13 protein-coding genes are annotated in these 19182 nt (G+C 72.6%); 7 read left to right on the top strand and 6 right to left on the bottom strand.

Going from position 1 to position 19182, the window contains the following annotated elements:
• The first annotated feature begins 135 nt into the window (after nucleotides 1-135).
• From J421_RS08445 to J421_RS08435, 3 genes are all read left to right on the top strand, one after another.
• Nucleotides 136-711, top strand: a complete 576-nt coding sequence (locus J421_RS08445) for a PEP-CTERM sorting domain-containing protein (RefSeq protein ID WP_158508695.1) — start codon at nucleotides 136-138, stop codon at nucleotides 709-711.
• A 140-nt stretch (nucleotides 712-851) separates the two neighbouring features.
• Complete coding sequence (locus J421_RS08440) at nucleotides 852-1583, top strand: M48 family metallopeptidase (RefSeq protein ID WP_025410744.1); 732 nt, start codon at nucleotides 852-854, stop codon at nucleotides 1581-1583.
• 136 nt (nucleotides 1584-1719) lie between these two features.
• Entirely contained in the window at nucleotides 1720-4059 is a 2340-nt protein-coding gene (locus J421_RS08435; RefSeq protein ID WP_025410743.1) for a M14 family metallopeptidase, read from the top strand.
• 154 nt (nucleotides 4060-4213) lie between these two features.
• On the opposite strand, the gene J421_RS08430 is transcribed toward J421_RS08435, so the two are convergent.
• The gene (locus tag J421_RS08430; RefSeq protein WP_025410742.1) at nucleotides 4214-5782 is read right to left on the bottom strand and encodes a hypothetical protein; all 1569 of its coding nucleotides are present in this window, start codon (nucleotides 5780-5782) and stop codon (nucleotides 4214-4216) included.
• Between the two features lie 137 nt (nucleotides 5783-5919).
• Here J421_RS08430 and J421_RS08425 point away from each other — a divergent pair, with 137 nt between their 5' ends.
• The gene (locus tag J421_RS08425; RefSeq protein WP_025410741.1) at nucleotides 5920-6123 is read left to right on the top strand and encodes a hypothetical protein; all 204 of its coding nucleotides are present in this window, start codon (nucleotides 5920-5922) and stop codon (nucleotides 6121-6123) included.
• A gap of 116 nt (nucleotides 6124-6239) precedes the next feature.
• Entirely contained in the window at nucleotides 6240-7163 is a 924-nt protein-coding gene (locus tag J421_RS08420; protein ID WP_025410740.1) for a phospholipase C/P1 nuclease family protein, read from the top strand.
• A 244-nt stretch (nucleotides 7164-7407) separates the two neighbouring features.
• Here J421_RS08420 and J421_RS08415 read toward each other — a convergent pair whose 3' ends face one another.
• A complete protein-coding gene (locus J421_RS08415) occupies nucleotides 7408-9879 on the bottom strand; it encodes an AAA family ATPase (RefSeq protein WP_236646305.1) in 2472 nt (823 codons plus the stop codon).
• Between the two features lie 258 nt (nucleotides 9880-10137).
• Between J421_RS08415 and J421_RS33880 the strand changes: the two genes are divergently transcribed.
• Together J421_RS33880 and J421_RS08410 are read left to right on the top strand one after the other, a co-directional pair.
• On the top strand, nucleotides 10138-10485 hold the full coding sequence (locus tag J421_RS33880; RefSeq protein ID WP_236646291.1) for a hypothetical protein: 348 nt from the start codon (nucleotides 10138-10140) through the stop codon (nucleotides 10483-10485).
• A gap of 444 nt (nucleotides 10486-10929) precedes the next feature.
• Nucleotides 10930-12432, top strand: a complete 1503-nt coding sequence (locus tag J421_RS08410; protein WP_148306217.1) for a Kelch repeat-containing protein — start codon at nucleotides 10930-10932, stop codon at nucleotides 12430-12432.
• A 44-nt stretch (nucleotides 12433-12476) separates the two neighbouring features.
• Here J421_RS08410 and J421_RS08405 read toward each other — a convergent pair whose 3' ends face one another.
• From J421_RS08405 to J421_RS08390, 4 genes are all read right to left on the bottom strand, one after another.
• Nucleotides 12477-13649 (bottom strand): acetyltransferase domain-containing protein, encoded by a 1173-nt coding sequence (locus tag J421_RS08405; RefSeq protein ID WP_025410737.1) that lies wholly within the window; start codon nucleotides 13647-13649, stop codon nucleotides 12477-12479.
• A 183-nt stretch (nucleotides 13650-13832) separates the two neighbouring features.
• Nucleotides 13833-16940 carry a cytochrome P450 gene (locus J421_RS08400; protein ID WP_104022403.1) on the bottom strand — a complete coding sequence of 1036 codons (3108 nt, stop codon included), beginning with the start codon at nucleotides 16938-16940 and terminating at the stop codon, nucleotides 13833-13835.
• On the bottom strand, nucleotides 16937-18511 hold the full coding sequence (locus J421_RS32685; RefSeq protein ID WP_025410734.1) for a Dyp-type peroxidase: 1575 nt from the start codon (nucleotides 18509-18511) through the stop codon (nucleotides 16937-16939). The genes J421_RS08400 and J421_RS32685 overlap by 4 nt, the downstream gene beginning before the upstream one ends.
• A 48-nt stretch (nucleotides 18512-18559) precedes the next feature.
• Nucleotides 18560-19096 carry a hypothetical protein gene (locus J421_RS08390; protein WP_025410733.1) on the bottom strand — a complete coding sequence of 179 codons (537 nt, stop codon included), beginning with the start codon at nucleotides 19094-19096 and terminating at the stop codon, nucleotides 18560-18562.
• Between the last annotated feature and the right edge of the window lie 86 nt (nucleotides 19097-19182).

Here is a 19182-nt window from a genome sequence, read left to right as displayed (position 1 = left end):
GCCGACCGAGTATACGCGCTCGCCCGGGGCGGGCGTTGTCGGCGGCGGACACGTACATTGGGCCCGCCCGCGCTCCCTTCAGGCCGGCATCCCGCCCCGCAGTCCGTAGTCCTCTCCACACGCTCGGAGGATGCGATGCGACGGACCCGACTCCCATTCCTGGCGGCCGCTCTCTCCACGGCGCTCGCCACCGTGCCGGCGCACGCGAAGCCCCCGATCGCGTTCACGGGGAGCTTCACCGGCACCGTCGTCACGGCGACGCCCGGCAGCTGCGGCCCGAACCAGGTCGACGTGAACGCGACCTTCTCGGGTCTGTTCTCGCCGTTCGGCGCGGCGACGGGGACGCAGGCGGCGTGCGTCAACCTCGGCACGTTCGACTTCACGGGCGGCGTCTTCACGCTGGACTTCGGCGGCGGCAACACCCTGTTCGGCACGAGCGCGGGATCGTTCGTGATGACCGCGCCCCAGGTCTTCTCGGGCTCGTCGACGATCGTCATCGGCGGCGGCACCGGCATGTTCACCGAAGCCACCGGGACCGGCACGACGCGCGGCACGCAGAACCTCGCCGCGGGGACCGTCGCGTTCGACGCCACGGGCACGGTCGCCGGACCGCAGCTGAACGCCGTGCCGGAGCCGGCGAGTCTCGCGCTGCTCGCTGGCGGTCTCGGAGCGATGGCGGCGATCGGGCGGCGACGGGGACGGGACGGCTGAGCGGCGCGGAGGGACGAGGCGAGTACTGAATGGGGATCCAACGGCGATGGAACGGATCTCGAGATCCTTTTTCAATCGCTCGTGGATCCCCATTCGGTACTCGCCTCGCACCGTCTCCCGCGACCCGTCCTCTCATCGCAATGCAGATCACGAAGGTCGTGACCGCGGTCGCCCTCCTGATCACCGTGCCGGTCGGCGCCCAGCCGCACCACGCGGCGACCGACGCGCAGGAGATCGCCCTCGGCGCGGCGCTCGCGGACAAGTTCGCGGCCGAGCGTGGGCTCGTGCCGCGGGACGACCAGGACCGGCGCATCGAGGCGTACATCCAGTCGGTCGCCGACTCGCTCGGGCGGCATACGCGCCGTCGGCTGCCGTGGACGATCCACTACGACCCGCACCCCGGGATCCACAGCGGCTTCGCGCTGCCGGGGGGACACATCGTGATCTGGGGCGGCATCCTCTCGTACATGACGACGGAGGACGAGCTGGCGGCGATCGTCGCGCACGAGATCGAGCACATCGACGACGACCAGGTCTCGGGACGCATCGACTCGCTCGTGCGCACGAAGGGGCGCGCCGTCACCGACCCGTCGCAGTGGCGGTGGCAGGAGTTCGGCGCGAGCTACGGCGAGACGAAGGAGAACCTGTGCGACTACGACGGCGCGAAGCTCGCCGTGCAGGCCGACTACGCGCCCGGCGCGTACGAGACGCTGCTCCGCTCGTTCGTCGTGCTCGGCGAGGTGCACGCGCCGGGCACGCCGGCGCCGAAGGCGATCACGGACCGCATCGAGCAGATCCGCGCCGAGATCGCGGAGTACCACTGGGAGGGGCTGACGAAGACGCGGGCGCTCAGGCTGCCGCTGTCCGGGTGAGGGATCGGGACTCGGGACTCGGGACTCGGGACTCGGGACTCGGGACTCGGGACTCCAACTCAACGCTCGGCCGGGGCAGGCGTAGAGTTGGACAGCCGAGTCCCGAGTCCCGAGTCTCGAGTCCCGAGTCCCGCCCATGAACCTCCGACTGCTCGCCGCCCTCGCGGCGCTCCCCACCGCCCTCGCGGCCCAGATCCCGACGCCGGCCAGCGTGATCGGCTGGGATCCCGGCACCGACCGCAAGCTCCCCGAGTGGAAGCAGGTCGTCGCGTACTTCCAGGCGCTCGACGCCGCGTCGCCGCGCATCACCGTGAAGACGCTCGGCAAGACGACGCTCGGCCGGCCGTTCCTCGCCGCGTTCATCGGCGACTCGGCGACGATCGCGAACCTGCCGCGCTACCAGGAGCTGCAGCGCACGCTCTCCGACCCGCGCTTCCACTCGGCCGACGAGATCCGGCGCGCGGCGGCGGACGACAAGGTCGTCGTGCTCGTGACGAGCGGCATCCACTCGACGGAGGTCGGCGGCAACCTGACGCCGATGAAGCTGGCCGAGCGGCTCGTCGGCGGCGAGGACGAGGAGGCGCGCGCGATCCGGCGCAACGCGCTGACCATCCTCGTGCCGAGCCTGAACCCCGACGGCGTGGACATCGTCGGCGACTGGTACCGCAGCTCGTTAGGCACCGCGTGGGAGGGCACGCAGCCGCCGCAGCTCTACCACTACTACACGGGCCACGACGACAACCGCGACTGGTACGCGTTCACGCAGGCCGAGACGCGGATGGTGATCGACTCGCTGTACAACCAGTGGCATCCGCAGATCGTGAACGACATCCACCAGCAGGGCGCGAACGGGACGCGCATCTTCATCCCGCCGTACATGGACCCGATCGAGCCGAACATCGACCCGATCCTCATGGCCGGCGTGGCGCAGATGGGCAAGGCGATGACGTGGCGGCTGACGGCGCAGGGCTTCGTCGGCGTCGCGAACAACACGAGCTACGACGCGTGGACGCCGGCGCGCGCGTACCAGCACTACCACGGCGCGATCCGCATCCTCACCGAGACGGCGAGTGCCGCGCTCGCGTCGCCGATCGACGTGCCGTTCGAGTCGCTGCGTCCCGGCTACAACGTCGACCCGAAGGAGACCGGCGTCGACTTCCTCACGAAGTGGCCAGGCGGCCACTGGACGGTCGGCGACATCGTGCGCTACCAGACCGCGGCGTCGATGGCGCTGCTGGCCGAGGCCGCGGGCGACCGCGACGAGTGGCTCGCGAGCTACGTGCAGGTGCAGAAGAACGCCGTCGCGGGCAACACGGCGGCGGGCCGCACGGACTGGCCGGCCACGATCGTGATCCCCGCGCAGCCGGTGCGCGACACGGCGGTGAACGCCGCGGTGCGCATCCTCCAGCGCGGCCAGGTGGAGGTGCGCCGCGCGCCGGCCGCGTTCAGCGCGGGCGGCCGGAGCTTCCCCGCGGGGAGTCTCGTGATCTACACCGCGCAGCCGTACGGCGCGTTCGCGAAGACGCTGCTCGAGCCGCAGCACTACCCGAACCTGCGCGAGTACCCGGGCGGCCCGCCGAAGCGGCCGTACGACGTGACGGCGCACACGCTGCCGCTGCTCATGGGCTTCGACGTCGCGTTCGTGAAGGACTCCGTGACGGCGCCGACCGCGCTGCTCACCACGCAGAACGCGACGCCGTGGGTGGCGCGCGGCCTGACGGACAACAAGGCCCGCCGCATCGCGGTGTTCGCGAACTACTCGCCGTCGATGGACGAGGGATGGACGCGGTGGCTGCTCGACCAGTACCGCATCCCGTTCACGGTGGTGCACGCGAAGGACCTGCGCGGCGGGAGCCTGAACGCGAAGTTCGACGCGATCATCCTTCCCGAGCAGAACGCGCGGCAGATCGCGAACGGCCCGATGAACCAGTACCCCGACTCGCTGAAGGGCGGCGTCGGCAAGGAGGGCGCGGCGGCGCTGAAGTCGTTCGTCGACGCGGGCGGGACGCTCGTCGCGTTCAACGACGCGAGCGACTACGCGATCGAGGCGCTGGAGCTGCCGGTGAAGAACGTGCTCGACGGGCTGCGCAGCACGGACTTCTACGCGCCGGGCTCCATCTTCCGCGTGGAGCTGGACAGCGCGCACCCGCTCGCGGCGGGGATGACGGCGCCGCAGCCGATGGCGTGGTTCGAGAGCGGGCCGGCGTTCGAGGTCACCGATCCGTCGCGCGCGACGGTCGTCGCGCGCTACCCGGCGCAGGGCGATCCGCTGCTCTCCGGCTGGCTGCTGGGCGGCTCGAAGCTGAACGGCAAGGCGGCGCTGGTGGATGTGCGCCAGGGCAAGGGGCACGTGGTGCTGTTCGGCTTCCGTCCGCAGTATCGCGGGCAGACGATGGCGACGTTCCCGCTGCTGTGGAACGCGCTGAAGCCGATCGGCGGGAGCGGGATCCCGGTGACGAAGGCGGCGACGCGTTAGGCACATCCGGCTCACGCGGAGCTGCGGAGAACGACATTGAACCGCAGAGGACGCGGAGGGCCGCAGAGGACAACAATTGCAGTCCTCTGCGGCCGTCCGCGTCCTCTGCGGTTCGAATACACAGCAGAAGGCTCTCCTACGCCTCCGCGCGACCTCAACGGCCCATGAGCGTCCGGATCTGCGAGGCGTAGCGCGCCGCCGCCGCGCGGTCGCCGGCCGCGAGCGCGGCGCGGCGGGCGCCGTCGAGCGCGCGGTATCGGTTAGGCTCCCTCACCAGTGTAGCGCGGTACTCGGCCAGCGCCTCGCGCGGTCGGCCGAGTGCCGCGAACAGGTCGCCGAGCAGCTCGCGCGCGGGGGCGAGCGGGCCGGGCGTGACGGCGCTCTTCTCCGTGGCGTCCTCGCGCGTCGCGGCCTCGCGCATGAGCGCGAGCGCGTCGTCGCGGCGCCCGCGGGCGAACGCGAGCCAGGCGTCGGCGCCTAACGTCTGGATCGCGACCTGCTCCGCCCAGTACGGCTCGCCGCGCGCCGCGAGCCGGTCGCGGATCGCCGCGAGCCACTCGCCCGCGACGCGCGCCCGTGCAGTGTCGCCGATGTGCGCCGCGCCCAACGCGCGGGCGAAGTACGTCATCGCCTCGGCATACGGGAACGCGCTCGCCACGGGCTCCAGCACCGCCGCCTCCGCCCACGCGCCGCGCTCCAGCGCGTAGCGCGCCGGCATCGCGGCGAGCGCGAACACGCCCGCCGAGCCGGGCGCGGCGCCGGTCACGGCGGTGGGATCGAAGCGCGCGGCGAGCGCGGGGAGCGTGGCCAGCACCGCGCGCGCGGCGGAGTCGCGCCGCATCTGCAGGTACGCGTACACCTGGTAATCCGACGCGTGCAGCACCTCGGCGATCGACGCGTCACGCAGCGCGGCCTCGGCGGAGCGGCGGTTCGCGTCGACCGACGCCTGCCACTGGCCGACGCGCGTGAACGTGTGCGACGGCATGTGCAGCGCATGCGCGGCGGAGGGCGCGATCGCGGCGTAGCGCCGCGCCGCCGCCGCGGCGCGCGGGGCGAGCGCGGGAACGTCGTAGCTGTGGATGATGTAGTGCGCGAGCCCGGGGTGGTCGGGCTGCCTCGCCCACAGCGCCTCGAGCTCCGCGCCCGCGCGCCGCAAGTCGGCGTACGACTTGTCGGTCGGCGGCGCCGCGGCGACGAGCGCGATGGCGTGGAAGATCCTCGCCTCGGTGTCGGCGGGCTCGCGCGCCACGAGGTCGGCCATCGCCCGCTCGTACGCGCGGACGCGTGTCTGCTGGTCGACGTGCTCGTAGTCCGCGTACAGCGCCGCGACGGCGGCGGCGTAGCCCTGCTCGCGCGGCGTCGCGCGCGGTGCGAGGCGCGCCGCGGCGTCGGCGGCGCGTCGTCCCAGCACGAGCGCCGCCGTGGGGCGCTCGCCGGGGGCCACGGGGTTCGTCCACCGCGCGAGCGCGATCCCCCAGTACGCCATCGCACACGTCGAGTCGCCGGCGAGCACGTCCTCGAAGCCGCGGATCGCGGCGCCGAACTCGAACGAGTGCAGCAGCGCCACCGCGCGGTCGAACCGCGGCGCGACCTCCGGACGGCACGACGTCGCGAGGTGCACGGTGCCGAGGCGCTCGGCGTCGTGGTGCGACTGCGCATGGAGCGGGCGCGCGAGCAGTGCGACGACGAGCGCGGCGAACGGCAGGCGGGCGACGCGGGGCATGCGTCCTCGTGGTGTTCGGGTGCCGCCATGCTGCGCGCTCCGAGCGAATGCGGCAAGTCTCGAAACGCGGCCGCACGCCGTCCCTGGCACACCCTCTGCCCCGCCCGGTCGGTCCACGCAGCCCAAGGAGCGACGGCATGAGCGGCAGCAGCGGCAACACGAACTCGAAGAAGGGCGGGCGCGCACCGCGCCACGGCAACGACGACGTCAGCGCCCGCCACAACCAGGGCGGTCCGCAGCAGGTGCAGGGCGGCAGCCCCGAGGAGTCGGCCCGCGGCTCGGTGACTGGCCGCAACGACTCGCGGCTCGCAGACCCGGATCGGCCGACGGACCAGGACTGAGGAGAGGGCAGGAGGGCAGGAGGGCGGGAGGGCAGGAGAGTCTCACGGTCTCCTGCCCTCCCGCCCTCCTGCCCTCCTGCCCTCCTGCCCTCCTGCCCTGGTCGTTATCGTCCGGCGTGTCCAGACATCGCCTGCCTGCCCTGCTCGTCGCCGCGCTCGCCGGCGGGCTGCTCCTGCTCCGGCCCACGACCGGCGACGCGTGGGGCGACTACGGTCACCGGCTGATCGGCGGCGTCGCGGCGGCCGCGCTCCCGCGGGAGATGCCCGCGTTCTTCCGCGACGCGGCGGCCCAGCTCGCGTACCTGAACTCCGAGCCCGACCGGTGGCGCGAGCGCGCCGAGCGGGAGCTCGATCCCGCGCTCGACGGAGCGACCGCGCCGGAGCACTTCATCGACGCGGACATGCTTCCCGCCGACCGGCTGGCGAGCGCGCTCGCCGCGCCGTCGCGCTTCGCGTTCGCCGACTCGGTCCGGGCGCTCGGCCTCGACCCGGCCGTGGTGGGGGTGCTGCCGTTCCGCATCCTCGAGCTCACCCAGCAGCTCCGGTCCGACTTCCGCCGCTGGCGCGTCGCGCCCGACTCGACGAGGCGGTGGATCGAGGCGCGCATCATCGACGACGCCGGCATCCTCGGCCACTACGTCGCGGACGGGTCGAACCCGACGCACGTCAGCAAGCAGTTCAACGGCTGGACGGGCGACAACCCGAACGGCTACACGACCGACCGCACGTTCCACTCGCGGTTCGAGAGCGCGTTCGTGCAGGCGCGGATCACCCCCGCCGCGGTGACGCCCCTCGTGGCGCGCACGCCCCAGGTGATCGAGGACGTGCGCCCCGCCGTGCGCGCGTACCTCGGCCTGACGGCTGCCGAGCTCACGCGCCTCTACGACCTCGAGAAGGCGTCGCCGTTCACCCCGACGAACGCGGACCCCGCGCACGCGCAGTTCGCCGCCGAGCGGCTCGCCGCGGGCGCGACGATGCTGCGCGACCTGTGGTGGAGCGCGTGGGTCACGTCCGGGCTCCCTGTAACGAAGCACCAGTAACCGCACGTCCGCGGTTGCGCTCGGCGCAGCACGTCGACAGAATACCGGGGCTTCCCCCGTACATGACTCCCGGATCGCGACGATGCGACTGCTGGCCACACTGATCGAGGAAGCCCTGATCTATCTGGTGGTCCTCGTCGGGTCGCTGCCGCTGTACGTGATCACGATGCGGCGCATCCGGCGGAAGTCGCGGCGGCCCTGAGGGAGTGCGCTCGACTCAGGCGACCCCCGGGCAACTAAGGGCTCAACGACGCGGTAGCACGTCGATCGTCAGCGTCGTGGCAGGGACGCGGATCCGATGCCGAAGCATGTCGCGCGACCGGATGGGCACTGCGACACCCGTCGCGATCGGTCCGCCGCGACGCTCGAGCATGATGGCGGGCGCCGAGCCGCTCCGGTCCGCCTCGTCGCGCTGGGTCTCGTTCCAGTCGGCGACGTCATTGCCGTCGTGCCAGATGGCGCGGCCGACGGTCCAGTTCGTCCCCGAGAGCAAGTACGCCACGTTCTCCTCGGCCCCGAACGCCACCACCACGTGGTAACGCCCCGTTTCGTTAGGCGCATGTAGGGTCGTCTGCGTGTGGAGCGCGAAGGCGCGCGCCGGCGTGACCAACGAAGCGAGCCGCACGAAGCTCTTCGCCGGGTCGCCCCACGACGGCGCGGCGCCCATCACGACGTTCGCCGCGGGGAACGGACTGGTGTAGCGGAGGTCGAGCACGAGGGCGATGGAGTCGCCGGCCTGCACTCGGGCTACACGCTGGCGCGGCGTGAGGACCTGACCGTTCACGCTGGCACCGACGAGAGTCAGGCTGAGAACGGAGTATTCGGTCCCTCCGCTCACGATGGGCACCACCAGCGGCGGTACGCCGGGATAGGTGAATCGGAGCGACATCTGGCCGGCACCGAGCTGCGCAAGCACGGCACGATCGAACGTGCCCCGTCCACGCACCACCGGCGCCGTGTTCCCCGCGACGATCGCTTGCGCGCCGGTCACGTCCACACGCACGGAGTCTCCGGCCGTCAGGACCGGTTCCCCGGATGCGTCCTGTACCTCCGCGATCGGCACCGGCGTCATGGGGAAGCCGACCTTCCACGTGAACGGTTGGGCGATCAACGCGAGGCGCGTAGGCTTGCGCGCCCGACGTGCCTGGGCGTCGGCCGCGCGCACGGCGACGAGCTGGCCCGCTGCGACGCCCACGGCGACGACCAGCATGGCGGCGAGCATGCCCGCCGCCGCGCGCCGGGACCGGAGGCCGAAGCGGTCCGCGATCGGCCGGGCAGCGAGCAGCGTGTTCACGCGCTGCGCGGACGCCGCGTCGCCGAGTAGCTCGCGCGCGAGATCCGCGTCCGGCCGGCGGTCGCCCTGCCGGCGGCACAGCAGGAGCCAGCGCATGAACACCCTCGCCAGCGGCTCGTCCGCGCCGGCGAGCACGAACGCGGCCGCAGCCCGCGCGAGCGGCGTCGCCGCGTCACCGGCCGCCGCCGCGCACGCCGCGTAGTGCATACCGAGCGACCGGGCCATCGGGCGGACCTCGTCGTCCGGCAGTCGCGCGAGCACCGCGTCCCGGATCTCGTCGTGCGCCGGTTCCCAATGACCGTCGTCCGTTAGGCGCACGAGCCCGCGCCGTGCGAGCGCGACGAGCCTCGCCTCCGCCGTCCCGGCGTCACAACCGACGCCCGCTCCGACGGTCTCCGCGTCGAGCGGTGCCCCGACGACAGCGAGAGCGGCCAGCACACGCAGCGCGCTGGAGTCGAGGCCGGCCACGCGCGCACCAGGTCCCGCGTGCGCCTCCAGTAGCGCGCACGCCGATTCGAGCGGCCGCGAGGCTCGACCGAGCCGCCATCCCTCGTCCGTCAACGCGAGCAGCTCCCGCTCGACCAGCAACGCCAGGAGCTCGAGCAGAACCAGCGGTACACCGCGTGTGGACGAGGCGAGCGACGGGAGCAGCACCTCCGGCCACCCGGCGACGGGTAGCGCACCGATGCTCCGCACAAGCGCGTCGACGTCCGCGATGCCTAACGGAGCGAGCGGCACGTTGTGCACGGCCGGGGCGTCCACGCCTTCGGCCGCGTTCTCGACGGCACGCTCGCCATCGAGATCCGAAGGCGCCCACGCGGCCGCCGTCCCGTCCCGCGCCGTGGTGGCCAGCAGCACACGACACGCGGCGAGCCGCTCGAGGGAGCCGAGTATCACGCGCGACGAGACGTCGTCCGCCCAGTGGACGTCGTCGAGCACGAGCGCGATGGGGCGCTCCTCCGTCACCGCCCGCACGAGTTGCTCGAGTGCCTGGAGCCATCGCCGCTCGGCGTCGGCGCCTAACGCGCCGGTCGCGGAGCCGCCGTCCCCTCTGGGTGCCCCGCGATACGTCTCGGCGAGCGCCGGCGCGAGCTCCACCAGGGACGCGGCGCACGCGGGCGACACGCCGAGCGATCCCGGGAGGTGAGCGAGCGCCGTCACGACGTCGGACAACAGCACGCCCGGGATCCGACGGGAGCCGGGATGACAGCGGACAAGCAGCGCCGTGACGCCGACGGCGCGCCACCGCTGGCGCACCTCGGCGAGGAGACGGCTCTTGCCGATCCCCGGAGGGCCCGTGACGTGAACGCGCACGAGGCCGCGGCGGCGGGCCTCGGTCCACGCGCCGAGTAGTCGCGCGAACTCACGTTCACGGCCGACAAGCTCTGGAGCGAGAAATGCCGCTCCACCACCATCGGGCATGGGGCCCGCCGCGTCCGACAAACCATCGTTCCACTCGCTCCACACCCGACGGAGCAGGCGACGGGTCGTGGGCGCGGGCTCGCGTTCCTCGTCGGCGAGCCACCGCTCGAGGGCCGCGGCTTCGAGCGATGCGTTCAGTCGGTCGCCAGCCGAGAGGAGCACTTCGAGCAGCAGGCGCCACGGTGACTCTCGATCCGGGGCGGTGGTGATGGCGAGGCGCGCAACGTCACGCGCTTCCTGAAAGCGGCCCGCATCGAGGTGTTCGCGCGCCACCAACTCGCGCGCTCGTACGACCGCGACGTCGTAGCGCACGCGCAGGCTCGCCCCCCACTGCTCGAACGTGGCGCCGCCAGGCGTCGCGAACTCGGACAGGAATGGCGCGGCTGCCCAACGGAGCGCCTCGGCGGCATTGCCCGCCATGAATGCGGCGTCGAAGAGCGCCGCGTCGCTGGCGAGCGCGGCACGCAGCAGAACGAAGTCAGCCGCCGTCTCGATGGCGCCCGGCCCGAGGATGCGTCGGAGATGTGTCAGCGCCTGTCGCAGCGACTGCCGGGCGCGATCAGGCTCGACGTGAGACCAGAGAAGGTCGAGCAACTCGTCGCGTGACGCGCGATGTGAGGCCGTGCACGCGAGATATGCGAGAACCGCCGCAGGCTTCCCCGGAGAGAGGAGGATGGGCGACTGCGGATCGCTCGAGGCATGGAGCGCGGGTGGGCCGAACAGGCGGAGAAACACGCGGGCAGCGGGACGGCGGGACTACGGGGAGTGGGAGGGAGCATCCCCTTGGCGGAGGGGCACGTGGCGACGTTACGCAAGGGCCCAGCAGCCGTCCAGGGCGCGATCACGGCCCCGCCGCATCTGCAACCCGATGCCGCAGAGGGGATTGACGGTGGATTCACACACGACCGCGATGGTGACGGCAGTCGTGTCGCCGACCGTCGCCTGGCCCACCCGGGCGCTGGGTCGTCGACGCGGCTCCATCCCCGTCCCTCACCGTGGAGGAGCCAGATGCTGCGAGCACGCTCTAGCGGCGCGGCCGTTCGCTGGCCGATGCTGATTGCTCTGACCGTCGCGTGCGCGGATCCGACCGCGCCTACCCGGCCACACGCGTTTCCCGAGACCGGACCCCGTCACTCGACGGCCACGGCGTCGAGTAGCGCATTCGCCTTCCTGCCGCCGATCTCCCCGGCCGCCACGGCTCCGTCAACGCTCGATTCCGACGCCCGCCCTACGGTGGACGTCTGCGTCGCCGGCACCGACGGAGGCTGCGGCACCGTCGTGGCAAGCTTCACGTTCGGCAGCGGCGAGCGTGACGTGCGTCTCGACGCCGCGAGCCAGCAGTACATCGCGAACTGGAAGACGAAGCAATGCGTGCAGGGCCCCTGCACCCTCAGCACGGATCCGGCTTACCGGATCCGCGTGCGGACGGCGGCGCGAGGCGAGATCGGCTCCATCGACGTGCGACTAATCGATGGAAGCGCGAAGGCGACGGGGGGCGCCGGTGTGGCCACGTTTCAGAATGGCAGCACCGTGCCGATCAAGTTCTGGATCGCGAAGACAACGTCGACGTGGGCTATGCGTGCGGCGAGTCCGGCCAGCGGTGGGCAGCGGGTGTCTGCGGTATACGTCGGCGAGGACAACGCGGTCTTCGCCTTGTACTCCATCCCGTACGAGACGAGTCCGTTCACGGTGTGGCGATTCGACCTGACGACGGACGCCTGGAGGGCGATTCCGGCCGATGGGCTGCCCGATGGCTTACAGACACGGCAGCTCGTCCACGACCCGACGCGCCACGAACTGCTGACGTTCGAGGAGGGTCTCGGACCCGTATGGGCGCTGCCGGAGACGGGCGGGACGTGGCACCGGCTCTCGCCTTGGCCCTGGGCCTCCGCGTACAACGGTCCTGTGGCGTTCTGGCACCCCGGTGTTCAGCGGCTCGCCTTCTTCGGCGGCTATGGCTTCTTCACGTGGCACAATGATCTCTGGTCGTACGACCGCTCCAATGCGACATGGATCCAGCTCGCGCAGAGTTCCCTCCGCCCGATGCCGCGGTTCGGGGACGCGGCGGGGATCGACGAGACGGGTGGGGCCCTATTTCTCGGGGGCGGTCAAGGCTATCCGACCGGTAGCCAGTTCGACGGCGCGCTGACGCCTAACGACCTATGGCGTCTGGACTTCGCGACGAACGCGTGGACACAGGTGCTGCCGAACGACCCGACTCGCGAGGCGACCTTCATCGGCGCCGCGCTCGACGTGGTCCCCGAGGCGAACGCAGTCTACCGGTTCGGCGGGCTCGCCCCGCTCCCACCTAACAGGAACGGCAGCGTGTGGGAGGTGCATCCCGATCTCTCCTCGGCACGCAATGTCCTCGAACGACTCGATCTCGCAACACCGCTGAGCGGGTGGCGTCCCGTGACCGCGCGGGGCGCGGCGCCGTCGGCGCGGTGGTCGGGTGGCCTGTTCTACGACCCGCCGCGTCACCGGTTGCTGGTCGTCGGCGGGTCGACGACCGCGGGGGCGGTCCTCGACGTGTACAGCATCGGACTGCCCTGAGACGCACGTCGCGCGGAGCATGACGCGGCTCGGTGGAGGGCACATCACACATAGCCCGTCCACCAGCCGCGTCGGCGCTCGCGCAGCGCAGCGTACCACCGGCACAGCGGCCACAGCGCGACCACCACGAGCGCCCACACCGCGTACACGCCGGGAAGCGCGATCGGCCACCCGGGCGGCTGCGTGAACGGGAACCGGTCCGGCGTCGGCGACTCGAACGCCCAGTGCACCGCGCCGTAGCGCACCGCGAGCGCGAGCACCACGAGCAGGTGGATCAGCACCACGTGCATCGCGAAGTAGAACATCGGCACGCGCCCCACCACTTCGGCCGGTCGCAGCCAGCGCGGCACGCGTGCGTCCACCGCGCGCAACACGAGCAACGCCACGCCGATCGTCATGAGCAGGAAGAGCAGCGACGGTGGGTACTTCGTGACGTTCAGGAACGACGCGACCGTGTACGCCGCCGAGCGCTGCGCCGACCACGGCGCGGGATCGCCATAGACGTTCGACGCGCGCAGCGCGAGGAACGCGATCGTTAGGCCGATGCCGCTGCGCAGGAGGAACGCGCGCCGCCGCGCCGCGTCCCAGTCGAAGATCTGCCCGAGCGCGTAGCCCGCGGCCGTGACGCCGACCCACGGCACGAGCGGATACGCGACGAGCACGAAGTGCGGCGGTCCGGCGAGCAGGCCGGGGCGATGCAGCACGAGCCACAGCGGCGCCGCCGCGCCGAGCGACGCCGGATCGACGCGGTCGAGCAGGTTGTGGCCGGCGATGACGACGACGCCGAAGATCCCGGCGAGCGCCGGCCGCCGCACGAACGCCGCGAGCGTGATCATCGACCAGCCGAGCGCCCACAGCACGAGCAGCAGCGTGACGCGGAAGTCGACGTTGAACTGCCAGCCGAGGCAGCGCAGGATCACGAGGTCGAGCACGATGAGCCAGAGGCCGCGCGTCACGAGGTGGCGCGCCAACCCCGTGGTGCCGCGCCGGCGCGCCGAGAGATACGCGCTCGTGCCCGTGAGCAGGAAGAACGTCGGCGCGCAGATGTGCGTCACCCACCGCGTGTAGAACAGCGGCAGCGTGGCGGTCGCGAGGTTCGTCGGGCTCGCGGCGGCGTCGCCGAAGTAGTCGCGCACGTGGTCGAGCGCCATGAGCACCATGACGACGCCGCGCAGCACGTCGACCGAGTGCACGCGGGGGACGGTCGGTCGCTTCATGGCGACGGACGCTAGGCGCGGGACCACACGCGCGAAACCACGGAGCGCCGCAGCGGTGCGGCTTCTGTCAGGGTTCTGACAAAGACCGGCGTACGCATCTCACGCGGAGACGCGGAGAACGCGGAGCACACCAAGAGCAGTCGGTGTTCTCCGCGTTCTCCGCGCCTCCGCGTGAGGCGGCCCTTAGATCGCCAGCGGCACGTTCGCCGGCGCGCGCAGGTACGGGTCGGTCTGCCAGGTCACGAGCCCGTCCACCCTCACGTTAGGCAGCTCGCCCACGAGCCGCCCGATCGCGATCGGCGCGACGATGCCGACGAGTGGCGCGCCGATGCACGTGTGGATGCCGGCGCCGAACGGGATCGCGGTCTCGCGCAGGTCGGGCCGCCCGATGTCGAGGCGGTCTGGGTCGGGGAACTTCGTCTCGTCGCGGTTGGCCGAGCCGAGGACGAGCTTCACGACCGTGCCGGCGGGTACGGTGGTGCCGGCGATGGTGACGTCGCGCGACGTCACGCGGTCGACGAGCTGCGCCGGCGCGTCGTAGCGCATCAACTCCTGCACCGCGTTGTCGATGCGCGATGGATCGGCGCGCAGCGCGGCGAGCTGCTCGGGGTTCGCGAGCAGGTTCACGACCGCCGTGCCGATGAGGAACGTCGTCGACAGGTAGCCGGCGACGATGAAGTTGACGACCGACGTCTGCACGTCGGCGGCATCGAGCCCTGCGGCCGTCGCCGCATCGAGCATCTGGCGCAGCACCCACAGCTCGGGGGGCGCGCCGGCGGCGACGCGCAGCACGCCCTGGCAGTAGCCGGAAAGCGCCATGGCGCTCATGCCGCCCATCGTCCGCACGCCGACCGACTGCGTGATGTCGTTCGCCCCGGCGATCGCCGTCACCATGCTGCGCAGCATCGGCCAGTCCGACTGCGGCAGGCCGAGAAGCGTGAACAGGGTGCCCGACGGCACGAGCAGCGCGTAGTCCATCATGAGATCGAGCCGCCGCGTGCCGCTCGCGCGGATGCCGGCGAGGATCTCGTCGACGATGCCGTTCGCCGCCGCCGCGGCGCGGGCGAACGCGCGCCGCATCGGCGGCTCGACGACGCCGCGGATCGCGTCGTGGAACGGCGGGTCGGCCGAGAACACGCCGGCGGGCATCGCGCCCGGCGCCGCGGAGACGGGCGCCTTGCGGAACGTGTCCTGGTCGAGGAGCGCCGCCTTCACGTCGTCGTAGCGCGTCACCCACACGCCGGGATACGGCGCGAGCGCCGCGACCGGCGCGCCCGCCCGCAGCCGCGCGTAGGTCGGGTACGGGTTCGCGAGGTATGCGGGATCGTGCACGTTCACCGTCGACGGGTCGAAGGTCGTCGGGGACGGCGCGGCGGGCGGCGCGTAGGTGACGGCGGGACGGACGGTCGTGGCCATGGCGGCCTCTCTCTCGGGGGTGGGCCTGACGTCGTGCGGCGAGCCGAGTCGATCGAGGATCCACGCCGCCACGGACGGCGTGATGACGCAGTGGTGCTCGTCGCGCTCCGCGCACGCGTAGTCGTGGAACGGCGATGCGCCGCTGGATGGCGGCGGCACCGGTGCGCGCGGGTCCTGGTCGAGCGCGAGCGCGCTCACCGTGGGCACGGAGCAGCAGATCGGCGCGTCGCACGTGACGTCGCCGCTGCCCAGCGCGCGGGCGATGCCGGCGGCGATCGCGGTGTAGTCGTTCGTGCCGCCGGGGACGTCGGCCCACCGTTCGTCGCTCGTGACGGTGAGCGTATCGGGGACCCCGGGCGCGGCGACGGCGCACCGTCCCGCGGCGACGACCGCGTGCTCGCCGGCCGCGGGCTCCAGGTACAACCGCAGCTCGGCGAACGGCGCGCCGTCGAGCGTGAGCGCGGGACCGCTCGCCGTCGCGCGATCGACGACGCCGGCGCCGCTGCCGCTCGACACGGCGAGCCGCCTGACGCCACGCGGCCAGTCGCCGAGCGCCTGCAGCTCGGCGAGCAGCGCGGCGCGGAGCGCGCTCGGCCCGACGCGGTCGCCGTCGACGACGCGCATGACGAACTGCTGGTTGGCCGACGTGGCGAGCGCACCGGCGAGCGTCGCGGCGAGCGGCGACACGGGCGCGAGCCGCAGCGCGAGCCACTGGTCGCCGGCCGCGGTGTACGCGCCGCGGTGCGGCGAGTCGACGGTGAGGAACGTGTGCGCGCCGTGCGCGACGCCATCGGCGTCCATGCGGAGCAGCGCGTAGCGCGACACGAGCCCGCCCATGCTCACGCCGCCGACGAGCTGCGGCGGCGCGCCGCGGCGGTGCAGCTCGCCCACGCACGCCGTCACGACGCGCGCGCTGCGCTGGATCGGATCGGTGCCCGAGGCGTAGTGCACCACGACGAGGTCCCAGCCGCGCGCGCGCAGCGCGTCGGCGAGCCCCGCCTGGTTCAGCATGTCGTACATGTAGTCCGGCGCGTAGCCGCCCGGGAACCCTTCGCCGACGACGATCGGGTAGGTGACACGCGCGTTGCCCGCACCGTGCCACACGCTCGCCGTGCCCGTCACCGGTGCCTCGTTAGGCACCTCGGCCGAGAGCGGCCACGTCTCGTCGGGCACGGGAGCGGCGGGCGGGCCGCCGACCGGGAGCGTGAAGCGTGCGGTGCGGGACTCGGCGCCATAGCGCGCGCGCAGCGTGACCGTCGCCGTGGTCACCCCCTCGGCGTACGTTGCCGCCACCGTGCCGCCTAACGAGACGGCACGCGCGCCCGCGCCGTCGCCGGGGTCCAGCTCGATCGCGTCGGGGCGCGGCATACCGGGGAGCGCGACCCAGAAGCGCTCGTCGAGCACATAGGTGACGTCGCGCCCGCGATAGACGGCGGCGTCGCGCCCCCACTGCTCGTGCAGCAGCGCGGCGGCGAGAAACGCGCGACTCGAGTGGGCGTTGGGCGCGAGCGCGGTCGCGACGTCGGCCGCCGTGGCCGGCGCGCCGTCGAACGCGCGCGCCGCGGCGGCGCGCGCCTCGTCCGCGTCGGCGATCGACACCGGCACGTCGGCCACGGCGACCGGCACGGGCGCGTCGGGACGGATCGCAGCGAGCGGCGCCTCGAGCGCGAACAGCGGCGGGAGCAGCCCCGGCGCGCGCGCCGCGGCGAGCAGGCGCGCGTACGTGGCCTCGAACGCCGCCTGCCCGAGCGGCGCGGCATCGTCCCCGCCGTCGGGGAACGACGTGGCGCCGAACCAGGCGACCAACGCTGGCTCGAGCGTGGGACCGAGCGGCGCGGCGCCTAACGACGCCGCGCCGGCGGAGGGCGCCGTCACGTCGTCGGCTGCGTCAACGCGGCCGTCGGCGACGGGTAGCCCATCGGCTGCGCCGCCTGCTCCCAGCGCCGCTCGCCGAGCCAGCGCAGCCCGCCGATGCCGGGGAGGAAGCAGTACGCCGCCCCGCGCGTGGTGACCCACCGCGGCAGCCCGCCCAACGAGATCGGATCGCGTCCGTCGTCGGTGCGGATGGTGAAGCTGCCGCCGTACGGCGCCGGCGTGCCGACGATCGGGTCCACGGTGCCGCGGATGCAGCTCGTCGAGAAGTCGCGATTGCCCCACGTGGCCTGCAGGAACTCGAACTGCGCCTCGATGTCGCCGCAGACGAAGTAGCCCACGAGCCCGCGCTCCACGCCGTCGTCCGGCGCGGACGGATCGAACGCCGGGCCGTACGGCATGCCGCGCCGGATGATGCGACGCGCGTGCGGCTTGCCCATGACGAGCGCGCCGCGGGGGTTCATGCGCCGCGCGTGCGAGCCGATCGGGCAGCGCAGCCCGTCGGCGTCGTCGTAGCTGTTCGGGTGGTGCGCGGTGGGCGCGTAGTCGAACCGATTGATCTCGGCCTCGCTCACGGGGGTGCTCTCGTCCTCTGGCGCGAGGGCGAGCGGCTTGCCGTTGCGCCAGCGGCCCATGAGCTTCGCGGCGACGAGCTCCTTGCTCATGTTCGCGCGCTGGCCCGCGAGCTCGATGAAGTCCTCGAACGCGCGCACGTCCTGCTTCACCATGCGCAGCGCGCCGTACGTGCCGTTCGCGCCCAGCTCCTCGGGTAGGCCGAGGAGGAAGTTGCCGCCGTACTGGTTGACGTAGCCCTTGCCGAGCAGGAACTCGCCCGGCGTCGACGTCGGCTGCATGTCGCGCCGCACGCGCCCCGGCATCCCGGCGACGCGCGGCTGCGCGATGCCGTCGCGGTAGCCGAAGTGCACGGTGCCGCCCGGAAGCCCCGCCGCGTCGTGCGTCGACGCCACGGTGAGCGCGTGCGCGGCGAACAGCGCGCGCAGCTTCGCGTCGTACTCGTCGAGCGTGCCGCGCGCGTCGTCGGGATCGCAGTAGATGGAGACGACGACGTGCACCGGCGCGGTAGCGGTGCCGCCGAACGCCCATGTCTTGGGGTGACCGGGATCGGTCTCGTCGAGCGTCGTGTGCTTCGGATCCGTGAGGGCCGGACGCACGTCGCCGAGCTCGATCGGCACGGGGATGCCGGAGTTCGCGTTCACGCGCAGCGGGCCGCCGCGGAACGCCTCGGGGAACGCGGCGAGCACGCCCGGCGGCAGGCCGAGGGCGGTGAGCCCGGCGTGCGTGAGGCCGACGTTCATGAAGTACTTCGGCCGCTCGTTCCACTCCCGCGCGGTGGACACGCGCAGGCCGTCGTCGTCCACGCCGTCGCCGTCCGCGTCGTCGGCGTCGGGCGTGAGGCTGAGGATCGCGCGCGACGCCTGCGCCGGATCGCCGATGGTCAGCACGTAGTGGCGGGCGAGGCCGGCGCGCACGCCGCGCAGCACGTTGCCCTGGATGTCCGACAGGTCGGACGGGGTCACGGCGGCCTTCGCGGCCGCGTCGTCGGGGGTGGTCACGTATCGCGCTCCTCGGCCGGGGATGCCTAACGCATGCCTAACGTATGCCTACCGCGCACGGCGCGCGCGCAGGATGTCGATGACCGTCATGTGCGGGTAGGCGCTCCAGACGGGCACGTCGATGTTGTTCCGCTGCACGAAGGCCCAGAACTCCTCGGGGTACCGCTGCACGGGGAGCGGCGGCGCGCCCTTCACGAACTCGAGGATCGCGGTGAAGATGTCGCCGAGCACGGCGACGAAGTCCATCACGTACGACCGCAGGTCGCCGTCGTACTCCGTCACGACGATGAGCGCGGAGCCGTCGGGCGTCGGGACGAAGCGGGCGAAGTGCACGTAGTGCAGCTCGCGCAGCGCCTTCTGCGTCGTCGGCGCGTGCGCGGCGAGCGCGGCGAACAGCGCCGGCATCTGCGCGGGGCTCTTCAGCGGCAGGAACAGGTTCAGCCCCCGCTGCACCTGGCCGTCGACGGCCAGCGAGTGCTCGCCGAAATCGTAGACGGCCGGCGCCGCCGCCTCGGGCGCCGGCGCGGACGGCCCGACGGCGTAGCTGTCCTCGAAGTCGAACTTCGTGGCGGGCGCGGAGTGCATGCGGGGGCCTCCAGAAGGCGAGCGCGCGAAGGGGTGTTGCGGGCGCGCAACAATACGGCTGTGCCTCCAGCCGGGCAACCAGCAGC

The organism is Gemmatirosa kalamazoonensis (assembly GCF_000522985.1).
GTDB classification, from domain to species: Bacteria; Gemmatimonadota; Gemmatimonadetes; order Gemmatimonadales; family Gemmatimonadaceae; genus Gemmatirosa; species Gemmatirosa kalamazoonensis.
Note: the sequence above shows the minus strand (reverse complement) of the source record. Positions and strands in the feature narration are given on the sequence as shown.